The organism is Phreatobacter sp., assembly GCF_030691135.1.
Taxonomy (GTDB): Bacteria; Pseudomonadota; Alphaproteobacteria; order Rhizobiales; family Phreatobacteraceae; genus Phreatobacter.
On record NZ_JAUYFA010000064.1, the window covers coordinates 14970 to 27002 of the forward strand.

A 12033-nucleotide genomic window follows, 5' to 3' on the forward strand; every position below is an offset into this window, starting at 1 on the left:
GGACCGAAGCCACCGTCGATCGGACGAGATGGGGCGCATAGCCCGCCCCTGTCCGCGCGTCAAGCCGAAACTGACAAAACCCTCAGACTCCGAGGTGTCCGGCGATCGCTTGCGTCACGTCGTCGATCGGCGCCATGCCGTCGACGGTCTTCAGAGCGCCCCTGGAGGCGTAATAATCGGAGACCGGAGCGGTCTGGGCGCGATAGGCGTCGAGCCGCTTCTTCAGCGCCTCGGCATTATCGTCAGCCCGCACCGGCTCGCCGCGCGCCGTCATGTCGGCGACGCGCTTCTCGATGCGGCCGACCAGGATTCCCTCGTCGACCTTGAGCTCGATGACGGCGTCGAGTTCCATGCCGGTCTTGGCGAGCATGGCGTCGAGCGCCTCGGCCTGCGCGACGGTGCGCGGAAAGCCGTCGAGGATGAAGCCCCTGGCGCAATCGGGCTCTGCGATACGGTCCTCGATGATGCCGACGACGATCTCGTCGGACACGAGTTCACCCCGTGCCATCACGTCCTTGGCCTTCAGGCCGACCGGCGTACCCGCCTTCACCGCGGCCCTGAGCATGTCACCCGTGGAGAGCTGGACCAGCCCGTGCTTCTCCACCAGACGCTGTGCTTGGGTCCCCTTCCCCGCTCCGGGAGGCCCGAGCAGAATCAGCTTCATCGACGTTTCCCCCTGAGCTGCGACTTCTTGATCAGCCCCTCATACTGATGGGCCAACAGATATCCCTGGACCTGCGCGACCGTATCGAGTGTCACGGTGACGACGATGAGCAGCGAGGTGCCACCCAAGAGATAGAAGCTTTGTCCAAGCTGGCCAATCAGCACTTCGGGCAATAGGCAGACCAGGGTGATGTAGGCGGCGCCGACGACGGTGATGCGGGTCAGCACGTAGTCGATGTACTGCGCCGTCTTCTCGCCGGGCCGGATGCCCGGGATGAAGCCGCCATATTTGCGCAGGTTGTCGGCCGTTTCCGTCGGATTGAACACGATAGCCGTGTAGAAGAAGCAGAAGAAGATGATCAAGAGCGCATAGAGCGCCATGAACAGCGGCTGGCCATGGCCGAGCAGCTGGGCGGTCAGCCGCAACCATTCCGCGGGGTTGGTCTGGAACGACAGGGCCGTGGTCGGCAGCAGCAGCAGCGACGAGGCGAAGATCGGTGGAATGACACCGGCCGTGTTCAGCTTCAGAGGCAGATGGGACGAGTTCCCCTCGAAGACCTTGTTGCCCTGTTGTCGCTTTGGATACTGGATCAGCAGCCGGCGCTGGGCGCGCTCGAAGAACACGATGATGACGATCGTGAAGGCGATGAGCACGAGCAGCGCCAGGAGCAGCGGCGTCGCGATGACGCCCTGGCGGCCGAGCTCGAAAGCCTGGGCGAGGACGCTCGGCAGTTCGGCGACGATGCCGGCGAAGATGATCAGCGAGATGCCGTTGCCGACGCCGCGCTGGGTGATCTGCTCGCCGAGCCACATCATGAACATGGTGCCGCCGGTGAGGGTGATCACCGTGCTCATGACGAAGAACACGCCGGGATTGGCGACGACGGTACCGGACGACTGCAGGCCGACGGCGATGCCCCAGGACTGGAACACGGCGAGAACCACCGTCAGGTAGCGGGTGTACTGGTTGATCTGCTTGCGGCCCTGCTCGCCATCTTTCTTCAGCTTTTCGAGCTCGGGCACGACGGCCGTGAGCAGCTGGATGATGATGGAGGCGGAGATGTAGGGCATGATGTTCAGCGCGAAGATCGCCATACGCCCGACGGCGCCGCCGGCGAAGACGTTGAACATCGCCAGAACGCCCTGGTTGGCGTTGAAGATCTGGCGCAGCGCCTCGGGATCGATTCCCGGCAGCGGGATATAGGTGCCGAGGCGATAGACCAGCAGCGCTCCCAGGGTGAACCACAGGCGCTTCTTCAGGTCTTCGGCCTTGCCGAAGGCGCCGAAATTCAGATTGGCTGCCAGTTGTTCCGCTGCCGATGCCATGGTGGCTCCGATGCAAGAGGGACGGACGCGTCCATCCGGAAAAGTCGCATTCACTTAACGGCCCGAGGCCGCCTTAGCCAGCCCCCCGGCGTCGCAGGGCGACGCGGGGCACGAGCCTCATACAGATGAAAAGGGGCCGGTCCTCGTCGAACCGGCCCCTCGAACCTTGATCGTCGCGCTAGGAATCGGAGGACCGGCCGGCCGTCAGGCCGCGGCCTCTTCCTTCGCCGTGAGAAGGGTGACGGTGCCGCCAGCCTTCTCGACCGCAGCGACGGCACCAGCGGAAGCGCCGGTGACGGTCAGCTCGATCTTCGACGTCAGTTCGCCGGTGGCCACGAGGCGGATACCGTCGCGGGAGCGGCGGATGACGCCGCTCTCGACCAGGGCGGCCTCGTCGATCTTGCCGGCCTTCAGCTTGCCGGAGTCGATCGCGCGCTGGAGGCGGGCGAGCGTCACTTCGACGAACTCGAGGCGGAAGATGTTGGTGAAGCCACGCTTCGGCAGGCGGCGATGGAGCGGCATCTGGCCGCCCTCGAAACCCTTGATGGCGACGCCGGAGCGCGACTTCTGGCCCTTCACGCCGCGACCGGCGGTCTTGCCCTTGCCGGACCCGATGCCACGACCGACGCGCATCTTGCGATGCGTCGCGCCGTCGTTGTCCTTCATGTCGGTGAGTTTCATGAGATCAATCCACCACTTTCACGAGGTGAGCGACCTTCGCGATCATGCCGCGGACACTCGGGGTGTCCTCCAGCGTGGCGCGACGGTGCAGCTTGTTGAGCTTGAGACCGACGAGGGTCGCTTCCTGCGACTTCTCGCGGCGGATCGGCGAGCCGATCTGCTCGATGGTGACGGTTGCTTTGTTGGCCATGGATCCGATCCTTACGCGTCGCCCTCGCCTTCCTCTTGGCGGCGGGCCTGGAGGACCGACACCTTGAGGCCACGGCGAGCCGCGACGGAGCGCGGGCTGTCCTGGTTCTTCAGCGCGTCGAACGTGGCACGCACCATGTTGTAGGGGTTGGAAGACCCCATCGACTTGGCGACCACGTCGGCCATGCCGAGCGTTTCGAAAACGGCGCGCATCGGGCCGCCGGCGATGATGCCGGTGCCGGCCGGAGCGGCGCGCAGGATGACCTTTCCGGCGCCGTGGCGACCGTGCACGTCATGATGGAGGGTGCGACCCTCGCGCAGAGCGACGCGGATGAAGCCGCGCTTGGCCGATTCGGTCGCCTTGCGGATCGCTTCCGGCACCTCGCGGGCCTTGCCGTGGCCGAAGCCGACGCGGCCCTTCTGGTCGCCCACCACGACGAGCGCAGCGAAACCGAAGCGCTTGCCGCCCTTCACCGTCTTCGAGACACGGTTGATGTGCACGAGCTTATCGGTGAATTCGCTGTCGCGCTCTTCGCGGTTGCGCTCGCGTTCACGTTCCCGAGCCATGTTCTGTCCTTTCGGCGGCTAGAACCGCCCGTATCCGTTAGAAGCTCAGGCCGCCCTCGCGGGCGCCGTCGGCGAGCGCCTTGACGCGCCCGTGATAGAGATAGGCGCCGCGGTCGAAGACCACGGTGGAAACCCCCGCCTGCACTGCGCGCTCGGCGACGAGCTTGCCGACGGCAGATGCCGCGGCCTGATCGGCGCCGGTCTTCAGTGCGGACTTCAGGTCCTTCTCCAGTGACGAGGCACTCGCAACCGTCACGCCATTCGAGTCGTCGATGATCTGCGCATAGATATGCTTCGACGAACGGAAGACGCTCAGCCGCGGACGCCCATTCGCCGTCGAGCGCAGGGCCCGACGGACACGCGCCTTGCGACGCTCCGTTGCATCCTTAAAATTGGCCATAGCCAGCTCCTTTGATCGGATGCGCGCCTGACAGGACACGCATCCCGGAAGACGGACGGGCCCCGAACCGGGGCCGTCGCCTTACTTCTTCTTGCCTTCCTTGCGGAAGATGAACTCGCCCGCGTAGCGGACGCCCTTGCCCTTGTAGGGCTCCGGACCGCGGTAGTCGCGGATCTCGGCGGCGACCTGGCCCACCTGCTGCTTGTCGTTGCCGGAGATGAGGATCTCGGTCGGCTTCGGCGTCGCGATGGTGATGCCTTCCGGCACGGGATAGTTGATGTCGTGGCTGTAGCCAAGGGCGAGGTTGAGAACCTTGCCCTGGGCGGCGGCGCGGTAGCCGACGCCGGTGATCTCGAGCTTCTTCTCGAAGCCCTTGCTCACGCCGACGACGAGGTTCGAAACCCGGGTGCGAGCCATGCCCCACATGGAGCGGGCGCGCTTGCCCTGGTCACGCGGGTCCACCTTGATGACATTCCCGTCGATCTTGACAGTCACGTCCTCGGGGCAGGTGAACGAGAGCTCACCCTTGGGACCCTTCATCTTCACGGTCTGGCCAGACACCTGGGCGGTCACGCCCTGCGGCAGGTCGACCGGCTTCTTACCGATACGAGACATTGGATATCGTCCTTTGTCGTGAGGGAGCTCCGCCAGGTCAGAAGACCGTGCAGAGCACCTCCCCGCCTACATTCTGTTCCCGTGCATCATGGTCGGCCATCACGCCCTTGGGGGTCGAGATGATCGTGATGCCGAGACCGTTGGACACGCGCGGCGTGTTGCCGACGCCGGCATAGACCCGGCGGCCAGGCTTGGAGACGCGCGAGATCTGGCGGATGACCGGCTCACCGTCGAAATACTTGAGCTCGATCTCGAATTCCGAACGACCGTTCGGATGCGTGACGGTCATGTAGTCGCGGATGTAGCCTTCGGACTTGAGCACCTCGAGCACGCGGGCACGCAGCTTCGAACCCGGCGTCAGGACGCGGGTCTTGCGGCGCATCTGCGCGTTGCGGATGCGGGTCAGCATATCGCCGAGCGGATCGTTGAGAGCCATGATGTGTCTCCTCTCACCAGCTCGACTTCACGAGGCCCGGAACGAGCCCCTTGTTGCCGAGGTCACGAAGAGCCACGCGGCTCATGCCGAGCTTGCGATAGAACGCCCGCGGACGGCCGGTGACTTCGCAGCGGTTCTTGATGCGGACCTTGGCGCCGTTGCGCGGCAGGCTCGCAAGCTTCACGGTCGCCGCGAAACGCTCCTCGATCGAGATCGACTGGTCCATCACGGTAGCCTTCAGCGCAGCGCGCTTCTTGGCGTCCCGCGCGACCAGAGCGCGGCGGTTGTTGTTCTTTTCGATGGAGCTTTTCTTCGCCATCGGTTTCTCCTGGTTTCCGCGTCTGAGACGGGCTTCTAGTTCAAGAAACCCGGCTCACTGCCGGAACGGGAAGTTGAAGGCCTTGAGGAGAGCACGGGCTTCCTCGTCGGACTTGGCGGAAGTGCACACGATGATGTCCATGCCCCACATCTGATCCACCTTGTCATAGGAGATCTCGGGGAACACGACGTGCTCCTTGAGGCCCATGGCAAAGTTGCCATGGCCGTCGAAGCTCTTCGGGTTGAGGCCACGGAAGTCACGGACGCGCGGGAGCGCGATCGTGACCAGGCGATCGAGGAACTCGTACATGCGCTGCTTGCGAAGGGTGACCTTGCAGCCCAGCGGCATGTTCTCGCGAACCTTGAAGTTCGAGATGGCCTGGCGGGCCCGGGTGATGACCGGCCGCTGGCCGGTGATCAGCGCCAGATCCGCGGCGGCAACCGTCGCCTTCTTGGAATCGGCGGTGGATTCGCCGACGCCCATGTTGACGACGATCTTTTCGATATGCGGGATCTCGAAGGGGTTCTTGTAACCGAACTCCTCAGCCAGCTTCTGCCGGACCACGCTGTCGTAATGCGCCTTGAGGCGCGGGGTGTAAGCCGCCTCAGCCATCGATGGTCTCCCCGGACTTCTTGGCCACACGCACCTTCTTGCCGTCGGCGAGAACCTTGAAGCCGATACGCGTCGGCTCGCCGGTCTTCGGGTCGGCATAGGCCAGGTTCGACAGATGGATCGGGCTCTCCTTGGAGATGATCCCGCCTTCCGAGGTCTGGCTCTGGCGCTGATGGCGCTTGACGATATTGACGCCGCGCACGAGAGCACGGCTCTCGGTCGGCATGACCTGGATCACCTCGCCGGTGCGACCCTTGTCGCGGCCGGTGAGGACGACGACCTTGTCGCCCTTCTTGATCTTCGCAGCCATCACAGCACCTCCGGCGCGAGCGAGATGATCTTCATGTGGTTCTTGGCACGCAGCTCGCGCGGAACCGGTCCGAAGATGCGGGTGCCGATCGGCTCCTTCTGATTGTTGATCAGAACGGCCGCGTTGCGGTCGAAGCGGATCACCGAACCGTCGATGCGGCGGATGTCCTTGGCGGTCCGAACGACGACCGCCTTCATGACGTCGCCCTTCTTCACGCGGCCACGCGGAATCGCTTCCTTCACCGACACCACGATGATGTCGCCGACATGGGCGTAACGGCGCTTGGCGCCACCGAGCACCTTGATGCACATGACGCGGCGTGCGCCCGAATTGTCCGCCACATCGAGATTGGTTTGCATCTGGATCATGACGCAACCTCTTCCTTTCGCGCCCGTCTCGGGTCTCCCCGACGGCGGCGCGCTGTTCTAACGATCACCGAAAGGCTCACGCCTTCGGCAGCACGACCCAACGCTTCAGCTTCGACAAGGGCTTGGCCTCCTCGATGCTCACCACGTCGCCCGACTTGAAGGCATTGCCTTCATCGTGGGCGTGATAGTTCTTGGTGCGACGCACCGTCTTCTTCAGCAGCGGATGGGTGAAGCGACGCTCCACCTTCACCACGACCGTCTTGTCCTGCTTGTCGCTGACGACGATGCCCTCGAGCACACGCTTCGGCATATGCCCTCTCCTTACTTCTTCTCGGCGCGCTTCTGCGCGGCGATGGTCTTGACGCGGGCGATGTCGCGGCGAACCTGGCGGACGCGCGCGACGTTCTCAAGCTGACCCGTGGCCTTCTGGAAGCGCAGATTGAACTGCTCCTTCTTCAGGTCACCCAGCTGGCCCTCGAGCTCGTCGAGGGTCTTGGTCCGGACTTCTTCGGCCTTCATGACCCCTCTCCTCACTCAGCGATGCGCTGCACGAAACGCGTCTTGATCGGCAGCTTGGCAGCGGCCAGTTCAAGCGCCTTCTTGGCGACCTCGACGGGAACGCCGTCGAGCTCGAACATGATGCGGCCAGGGGCCACCTTGGCGGCCCAGTACTCGTTGGCACCCTTGCCGGAGCCCATGCGGACCTCGGCGGGCTTCTTCGACACCGGAACGTCCGGGAAGATGCGGATCCAGACACGGCCGGCGCGCTTCATCTCGCGAGTCATGGCGCGACGGGCGGCCTCGATCTGGCGCGCGGTGATGCGCTCCGGTTCCATGGCCTTGAGGCCGAACTGGCCGAAGTTCAGGTCCGTACCACCCTTCGCGGCGCCGCTGATGCGACCCTTGAACTGCTTGCGGTACTTGGTTTTCTTGGGCTGAAGCATGGTTCTAGACCTTCATCCTCACGCCGCGTCGCGGTCTTGACCGCGCGAACGGCGGGTCGATCCCTCGCCCTCGGACAACTTCTTGTCCTGGGCCATCGGATCGTGCTCCATGATTTCGCCCTTGAAGATCCACACCTTCACGCCGCACGTCCCGTAGGTCGTGAAGGCCGTGGCAACGCCGTAGTCGACGTCGGCACGCAGGGTGTGCAGCGGCACGCGACCTTCGCGATACCACTCCAGGCGGGCGATCTCGGCGCCGCCGAGGCGGCCCGAGCAATTGATGCGGATGCCTTCGGCGCCCAGACGCATGGCCGACTGAACGGCACGCTTCATGGCACGACGGAAGGCGACGCGACGCTCGAGCTGCTGGGCAATCGACTCGGCCACCAGGGTCGCGTCGGTCTCGGGCTTGCGGATCTCGACAATGTTGATGACGACTTCGGCGTCGGTCATCTTCGAGACGGCCTTCTTCAGCTTGTCGATGTCGGCGCCCTTCTTGCCGATCACGATGCCCGGACGAGCCGAGTGGACCGTGACGCGGCATTTGCGATGCGGACGCTCGATGACGATCTTCGAGACGGCAGCCTGCTTCAGCAGCTTCATCAGCTCACGACGGATCTTGAGATCCTCGTGCAGCAGCTTGCCGTACTCGCCCTTGTTGGCGAACCAGCGGGAATCCCACGTACGGTTGATGCCGAGGCGGAAACCGATCGGATTGATCTTCTGACCCATCGTTCTCTCCTCAGGCCTTGGCTTCCTCGACCTGACGAACAACGATCGTCAGGTGCGAGAACGGCTTTTCGATCCGGGCGCCGCGACCGCGGGCACGGGCGTGGAAGCGCTTCAGCACGAAAGCCTTGCCGACATGGGCCTCGGCGACGACCAGATCGTCGACGTCGAGGTCATGGTTGTTCTCGGCGTTGGCGATGGCGCTCTCGAGGCACTTCTTGACGTCGTTGGCGATCCGCTTGCGCGAGAACTCCAGATCGGCGAGCGCGGTGTCGACCGGCTTGCCGCGGATCAGCGCGGCAACCAGATTCAGCTTGCGCGGCGAGACGCGAAGCATGCGGGCGACCGCCTTGGCTTCGTTGTCGGCCAGCGCGCGGGGTGTTGCGGACTTACCCATGGCTCACTTCCGCTTCGCTTTTTTGTCGGCCGCATGGCCGTAGAAGGTGCGGGTCGGCGAGAACTCGCCGAACTTGTGGCCAACCATTTCCTCGGTGACCTGCACCGGGACATGTTTCTGACCGTTGTAGACACCGAAGGTCAGCCCCACGAAATGGGGCAGGATCGTGGAGCGTCGGCTCCAGATCTTGACGACCTCGTGACGGCCCGACGAACGGGCTGCCTCGGCCTTCTTCAGGAGGTATCCGTCGACGAACGGACCTTTCCAGACGGAACGTGCCATGACGGGCCTCTGTTACTTCTTCTTCGAATGACGGCTCGACACGATAAACTTGTCGGTCCGCTTGTTCGAACGAGTCTTCTTGCCCTTGGTCGGGAAGCCCCAGGGCGTGACGGGGTGACGGCCACCGGAGGTGCGGCCTTCGCCGCCGCCGTGCGGATGGTCGATCGGGTTCATGGCGACGCCGCGGTTGTGCGAGCGCCAGCCAAGCCAACGGTTACGACCGGCCTTGCCGATCGAGACGTTCATGTGGTCCGGGTTGGAGACCGCGCCGATGGAGGCGAGGCAACGACCGTGGACGAGACGCTGTTCGCCGGAATTGAGGCGAAGGATGACGTACCCCTCGTCGCGGCCGACGATCTGGGCGTAGGTGCCGGCGGAACGGGCGACCGCGCCGCCCTTGCCGATCTTCAGCTCCACGTTGTGCACGATCGTGCCCACCGGGATGTTGGCGATCGGCATGGCATTGCCGGGCTTCACGTCGGCGCTCTCGGCCGAGATGACGCTGTCGCCGACGGCCAGGCGCTGCGGCGCCAGGATGTAGGACAGCTCGCCATCGGCATACTTGATCAGCGCGATGAAGGCCGAACGGTTCGGATCATATTCGATCCGCTCCACCACGGCCGCCATGTCCGTCTTGCGGCGCTTGAAGTCCACCAGCCGATACGAACGCTTGTGACCACCGCCGCGGAAACGCGAGGTGATGCGCCCGAGGTTGTTACGGCCGCCGGTCGAGTGCTTGCCTTCCGTCAACGACTTGACGGGCTTGCCCTTGTAGAGGTCCGAGCGGTCGACCAGGACGAGCTGACGAAGGCTCGGCGTGATCGGTTTGAATGTCTTGAGTGCCATGGTTTACCCCTCGCCTCACAGACCGGTCGTGATGTCGATGGAGTGCCCCTCGGCGAGGGTCACGACCGCCTTCTTCACGTCCGACCGCTGGCCGAGCATGCCCTTGAAACGCTTGGTCTTGCCCTTCTGGACGAGCGTGTTGACGCTCTTGACCTTGACGTCGAACAGCTTCTCCACCGCCGCCTTGATCTGCGGCTTGGTGGCTTCCATGGCCACCTTGAAGACGACCTGGTTGTTTTCGGCGACCAGCGAGCCCTTCTCGGTGATCAGCGGCGCCTTGATGACGTCGTAGTGACGCGGATCGACGGTGCTCATTTGAAGCGCGCCTCCAGTGCGTCGACGGCCGCCCGGGTCAGGACCAGGGTGTGCCGGCGCATGATGTCGTAGACGTTGATGCCCTGCACAGGGAGGACATCGACGAGCGGGATGTTGCGGGCGGCGAGCGCGAAGTTCTTGTCGACCTGGGCGCCGTCGATGATCAGCACGCTCTTGAAGCCGAGCTTCTCGAACTGCGCCTTCAGCGACTTGGTCTTGGCCGCATCGGTGGAAGCCTTCTCCAGCAACACGATCGAGCCGGCCTTCACCTTGGTGGAGAGGGCATGCTTGAGACCGAGGGCGCGGACCTTCTTCGGCAGATCGTGCTCATGGGAGCGCGGGGTCGGACCGAAGGAGCGACCGCCGCCGCGGAAGAGGTTGGCACGCGCCGAGGAGTGACGAGCGGAACCCGTCCCCTTCTGCTTGTACATCTTCTTGCCGGTGCGGTGGATCTCGGCGCGGTTCTTGACGTCATGGGTGCCGGCGCGGCGCTTGGCAAGCTGCCAGCGCACGACGCGGTGGAGGATGTCGGCACGGGGCTCGAGGCCGAAGATCTCATCGGAGAGATCGACGGAACCGGCGTCGGCGCCTTCCAGGGTCTTGATTGTCAGTTTCATCTCAACCCTCCGTGGTTTCGGCAGCGGCGGCCGGGGCAGCGTCGACGCCCGGCAGCTTGAAGCCACCCGGAACCGGCGCGTCCTTCGGCAGCGGCTTCTTCACCGCGTCGCGGACGAGAATCCAGCCACCCTTGGAGCCGGGGACAGCGCCCTCGACCATGATCACGCCGCGCTCGACGTCGGTACGCACGACCTTGAGGTTCTGCGTGGTGACCCGCACATCGCCCATATGGCCGGCCATGCGCTTGTTCTTGAACACCTTGCCGGGATCCTGGCGGTTACCGGTCGAACCGTGGGAACGGTGCGAGACGGAGACGCCGTGGGTGGCGCGCAGACCGCCAAAGTTGTGGCGCTTCATGGCGCCGGCAAAGCCCTTGCCCTGGCTGGTGCCCGTCACGTCGACGAACTGGCCGGGAATGAAGTGATCGGCGGAGAAGCGGGCGCCGACCGGCACGACTTCCTTCTCGCCGACACGGAACTCGACGATTTCGTGCTTCGGCTCGACCTTGGCGATGGCGAAGTGGCCACGCTGGGCCTTCGTCGTGTTCTTCACCTTGGCCAGACCGGCGCCGAGCTGCAGAGCCAGATAGCCGTCCCGCTCCGCCGTGCGGTGGGCGACGACCTGGCAGTCGTCAAGCAGAAGCACCGTCACAGGGACGTGCTCACCGCCATCGGTGAAGATGCGGGTCATCCCCATCTTCTTGACAATCACACCGGAACGCATCGCGCGCATTCCTCGTTTTGGGGTCGTCCGTGCCCTAGAGGCGGACCGGAGAGGACCCGGGTTCAACGTGAGATGCGCCGGTCAACGGTGCATCGGCATATTCGTCGCCAGGCCGTCATCGGCCTGTCGCAGGACTCAGAGTTTGATCTCGACGTCGACACCGGCGGCAAGGTCGAGCTTCATCAGCGCGTCCACCGTCTGCGGGGTCGGATCCACGATGTCGAGAAGCCGCTTGTGGGTGCGGATCTCGAACTGCTCGCGCGACTTCTTGTCGATGTGCGGCGAGCGGTTCACCGTGAACTTCTCGATCCGCGTCGGAAGCGGAATCGGCCCGCGGACCTGGGCACCCGTGCGCTTCGCCGTATTGACGATCTCGCGCGTCGAGGTGTCCAAGACCCGGTGGTCGAACGCCTTGAGGCGGATCCGGATGTTCTGGCTCATTGGTTCGCCCCTTTAAGGCAAAGCGTGGAAGACGCGCGGCACCCCGCGCGTCCTCGGGAAATAAATCACTCGATGATCGCAGCGACGACGCCGGCGCCGACGGTGCGGCCACCCTCACGGATGGCGAAGCGCAGCTTCTCTTCCATGGCGATCGGCACGATCAGGTTGACGGTCATGGCGATGTTGTCGCCCGGCATGACCATCTCCGTGCCCTCGGGAAGGGTCACGATGCCCGTCACGTCGGTGGTGCGG

Annotated in this window: 23 protein-coding genes and 1 pseudogene; all 24 read right to left on the minus strand. The window is 64.3% G+C overall.

The window, feature by feature from the left end; translation table 11 throughout:
- Positions 1–82: 82 nt before the first annotated feature.
- Entirely contained in the window at positions 83–664 is a 582-nt protein-coding gene (locus Q8O26_RS11600) for an adenylate kinase (RefSeq protein WP_305575728.1), read from the minus strand.
- The gene (gene secY / locus Q8O26_RS11605) at positions 661–1989 is read right to left on the minus strand and encodes a preprotein translocase subunit SecY (RefSeq protein ID WP_305575730.1); all 1329 of its coding nucleotides are present in this window, start codon (positions 1987–1989) and stop codon (positions 661–663) included. Before secY ends, Q8O26_RS11600 begins: the two co-directional genes overlap by 4 nt.
- Before the next feature lie 204 nt (positions 1990–2193).
- Positions 2194–2670 carry a 50S ribosomal protein L15 gene (rplO, locus tag Q8O26_RS11610; protein ID WP_305575732.1) on the minus strand — a complete coding sequence of 159 codons (477 nt, stop codon included), beginning with the start codon at positions 2668–2670 and terminating at the stop codon, positions 2194–2196.
- 4 nt (positions 2671–2674) lie between these two features.
- Positions 2675–2860 (minus strand): 50S ribosomal protein L30, encoded by a 186-nt coding sequence (rpmD, locus tag Q8O26_RS11615; protein ID WP_296570726.1) that lies wholly within the window; start codon positions 2858–2860, stop codon positions 2675–2677.
- A gap of 11 nt (positions 2861–2871) precedes the next feature.
- Entirely contained in the window at positions 2872–3426 is a 555-nt protein-coding gene (rpsE, locus tag Q8O26_RS11620; protein ID WP_106748026.1) for a 30S ribosomal protein S5, read from the minus strand.
- A gap of 37 nt (positions 3427–3463) precedes the next feature.
- Entirely contained in the window at positions 3464–3826 is a 363-nt protein-coding gene (gene rplR / locus Q8O26_RS11625) for a 50S ribosomal protein L18 (protein WP_305575735.1), read from the minus strand.
- A gap of 81 nt (positions 3827–3907) precedes the next feature.
- A complete protein-coding gene (rplF, locus tag Q8O26_RS11630; RefSeq protein ID WP_305575737.1) occupies positions 3908–4441 on the minus strand; it encodes a 50S ribosomal protein L6 in 534 nt (177 codons plus the stop codon).
- Between the two features lie 37 nt (positions 4442–4478).
- Entirely contained in the window at positions 4479–4877 is a 399-nt protein-coding gene (gene rpsH, locus Q8O26_RS11635; protein WP_305575739.1) for a 30S ribosomal protein S8, read from the minus strand.
- Between the two features lie 13 nt (positions 4878–4890).
- Positions 4891–5196, minus strand: coding sequence for a 30S ribosomal protein S14 (gene rpsN / locus Q8O26_RS11640; RefSeq protein WP_305575741.1), 306 nt, complete (start codon positions 5194–5196; stop codon positions 4891–4893).
- Between the two features lie 54 nt (positions 5197–5250).
- Positions 5251–5808, minus strand: a complete 558-nt coding sequence (rplE, locus tag Q8O26_RS11645; protein WP_305575743.1) for a 50S ribosomal protein L5 — start codon at positions 5806–5808, stop codon at positions 5251–5253.
- Positions 5801–6118 carry a 50S ribosomal protein L24 gene (gene rplX / locus Q8O26_RS11650; protein ID WP_305575745.1) on the minus strand — a complete coding sequence of 106 codons (318 nt, stop codon included), beginning with the start codon at positions 6116–6118 and terminating at the stop codon, positions 5801–5803. Before rplX ends, rplE begins: the two co-directional genes overlap by 8 nt.
- Positions 6118–6486 carry a 50S ribosomal protein L14 gene (gene rplN / locus Q8O26_RS11655; RefSeq protein WP_106748019.1) on the minus strand — a complete coding sequence of 123 codons (369 nt, stop codon included), beginning with the start codon at positions 6484–6486 and terminating at the stop codon, positions 6118–6120. Before rplN ends, rplX begins: the two co-directional genes overlap by 1 nt.
- A gap of 76 nt (positions 6487–6562) precedes the next feature.
- Positions 6563–6796 (minus strand): 30S ribosomal protein S17, encoded by a 234-nt coding sequence (rpsQ, locus tag Q8O26_RS11660; protein WP_305575747.1) that lies wholly within the window; start codon positions 6794–6796, stop codon positions 6563–6565.
- Positions 6797–6807: 11 nt separating this feature from the next.
- A complete protein-coding gene (rpmC, locus tag Q8O26_RS11665; RefSeq protein ID WP_296570754.1) occupies positions 6808–7005 on the minus strand; it encodes a 50S ribosomal protein L29 in 198 nt (65 codons plus the stop codon).
- 11 nt (positions 7006–7016) lie between these two features.
- Positions 7017–7430 (minus strand): 50S ribosomal protein L16, encoded by a 414-nt coding sequence (gene rplP, locus Q8O26_RS11670; protein WP_305575750.1) that lies wholly within the window; start codon positions 7428–7430, stop codon positions 7017–7019.
- Between the two features lie 18 nt (positions 7431–7448).
- On the minus strand, positions 7449–8162 hold the full coding sequence (gene rpsC, locus Q8O26_RS11675) for a 30S ribosomal protein S3 (RefSeq protein WP_296570760.1): 714 nt from the start codon (positions 8160–8162) through the stop codon (positions 7449–7451).
- Positions 8163–8172: 10 nt separating this feature from the next.
- Entirely contained in the window at positions 8173–8556 is a 384-nt protein-coding gene (gene rplV, locus Q8O26_RS11680) for a 50S ribosomal protein L22 (protein WP_305575752.1), read from the minus strand.
- A 3-nt stretch (positions 8557–8559) separates the two neighbouring features.
- Positions 8560–8838 (minus strand): 30S ribosomal protein S19, encoded by a 279-nt coding sequence (gene rpsS / locus Q8O26_RS11685; RefSeq protein WP_106748013.1) that lies wholly within the window; start codon positions 8836–8838, stop codon positions 8560–8562.
- Positions 8839–8850: 12 nt separating this feature from the next.
- Complete coding sequence (gene rplB / locus Q8O26_RS11690; RefSeq protein WP_296570767.1) at positions 8851–9684, minus strand: 50S ribosomal protein L2; 834 nt, start codon at positions 9682–9684, stop codon at positions 8851–8853.
- A 15-nt stretch (positions 9685–9699) separates the two neighbouring features.
- Positions 9700–9999, minus strand: a complete 300-nt coding sequence (locus Q8O26_RS11695) for a 50S ribosomal protein L23 (protein WP_305575755.1) — start codon at positions 9997–9999, stop codon at positions 9700–9702.
- Positions 9996–10616, minus strand: a complete 621-nt coding sequence (gene rplD, locus Q8O26_RS11700) for a 50S ribosomal protein L4 (RefSeq protein ID WP_305575757.1) — start codon at positions 10614–10616, stop codon at positions 9996–9998. The genes Q8O26_RS11695 and rplD overlap by 4 nt, the downstream gene beginning before the upstream one ends.
- 1 nt (position 10617) lies before the next feature.
- Entirely contained in the window at positions 10618–11340 is a 723-nt protein-coding gene (gene rplC, locus Q8O26_RS11705) for a 50S ribosomal protein L3 (RefSeq protein ID WP_305575759.1), read from the minus strand.
- A gap of 135 nt (positions 11341–11475) precedes the next feature.
- Positions 11476–11781 (minus strand): 30S ribosomal protein S10, encoded by a 306-nt coding sequence (rpsJ, locus tag Q8O26_RS11710; protein ID WP_296570773.1) that lies wholly within the window; start codon positions 11779–11781, stop codon positions 11476–11478.
- Positions 11782–11846: 65 nt separating this feature from the next.
- Positions 11847–12033: pseudogene (gene tuf / locus Q8O26_RS11715) on the minus strand (elongation factor Tu); the annotation flags it as partial.

Bases quoted from the DNA above. Each gene is read 5' to 3' on its own strand.
- Q8O26_RS11600 (WP_305575728.1), bottom strand. From the start codon at position 664: ATGAAGCTGATTCTGCTCGGGCCTCCCGGAGCGGGGAAGGGGACCCAA.
- secY (WP_305575730.1), bottom strand. From the start codon at position 1,989: ATGGCATCGGCAGCGGAACAACTGGCAGCCAATCTGAATTTCGGCGCC.
- rplO (WP_305575732.1), bottom strand. From the start codon at position 2,670: ATGAAACTCACCGACATGAAGGACAACGACGGCGCGACGCATCGCAAG.
- rpmD (WP_296570726.1), bottom strand. From the start codon at position 2,860: ATGGCCAACAAAGCAACCGTCACCATCGAGCAGATCGGCTCGCCGATC.
- rpsE (WP_106748026.1), bottom strand. From the start codon at position 3,426: ATGGCTCGGGAACGTGAACGCGAGCGCAACCGCGAAGAGCGCGACAGC.
- rplR (WP_305575735.1), bottom strand. From the start codon at position 3,826: ATGGCCAATTTTAAGGATGCAACGGAGCGTCGCAAGGCGCGTGTCCGT.
- rplF (WP_305575737.1), bottom strand. From the start codon at position 4,441: ATGTCTCGTATCGGTAAGAAGCCGGTCGACCTGCCGCAGGGCGTGACC.
- rpsH (WP_305575739.1), bottom strand. From the start codon at position 4,877: ATGGCTCTCAACGATCCGCTCGGCGATATGCTGACCCGCATCCGCAAC.
- rpsN (WP_305575741.1), bottom strand. From the start codon at position 5,196: ATGGCGAAGAAAAGCTCCATCGAAAAGAACAACAACCGCCGCGCTCTG.
- rplE (WP_305575743.1), bottom strand. From the start codon at position 5,808: ATGGCTGAGGCGGCTTACACCCCGCGCCTCAAGGCGCATTACGACAGC.
- rplX (WP_305575745.1), bottom strand. From the start codon at position 6,118: ATGGCTGCGAAGATCAAGAAGGGCGACAAGGTCGTCGTCCTCACCGGC.
- rplN (WP_106748019.1), bottom strand. From the start codon at position 6,486: ATGATCCAGATGCAAACCAATCTCGATGTGGCGGACAATTCGGGCGCA.
- rpsQ (WP_305575747.1), bottom strand. From the start codon at position 6,796: ATGCCGAAGCGTGTGCTCGAGGGCATCGTCGTCAGCGACAAGCAGGAC.
- rpmC (WP_296570754.1), bottom strand. From the start codon at position 7,005: ATGAAGGCCGAAGAAGTCCGGACCAAGACCCTCGACGAGCTCGAGGGC.
- rplP (WP_305575750.1), bottom strand. From the start codon at position 7,430: ATGCTTCAGCCCAAGAAAACCAAGTACCGCAAGCAGTTCAAGGGTCGC.
- rpsC (WP_296570760.1), bottom strand. From the start codon at position 8,162: ATGGGTCAGAAGATCAATCCGATCGGTTTCCGCCTCGGCATCAACCGT.
- rplV (WP_305575752.1), bottom strand. From the start codon at position 8,556: ATGGGTAAGTCCGCAACACCCCGCGCGCTGGCCGACAACGAAGCCAAG.
- rpsS (WP_106748013.1), bottom strand. From the start codon at position 8,838: ATGGCACGTTCCGTCTGGAAAGGTCCGTTCGTCGACGGATACCTCCTG.
- rplB (WP_296570767.1), bottom strand. From the start codon at position 9,684: ATGGCACTCAAGACATTCAAACCGATCACGCCGAGCCTTCGTCAGCTC.
- Q8O26_RS11695 (WP_305575755.1), bottom strand. From the start codon at position 9,999: ATGAGCACCGTCGATCCGCGTCACTACGACGTCATCAAGGCGCCGCTG.
- rplD (WP_305575757.1), bottom strand. From the start codon at position 10,616: ATGAAACTGACAATCAAGACCCTGGAAGGCGCCGACGCCGGTTCCGTC.
- rplC (WP_305575759.1), bottom strand. From the start codon at position 11,340: ATGCGTTCCGGTGTGATTGTCAAGAAGATGGGGATGACCCGCATCTTC.
- rpsJ (WP_296570773.1), bottom strand. From the start codon at position 11,781: ATGAGCCAGAACATCCGGATCCGCCTCAAGGCGTTCGACCACCGGGTC.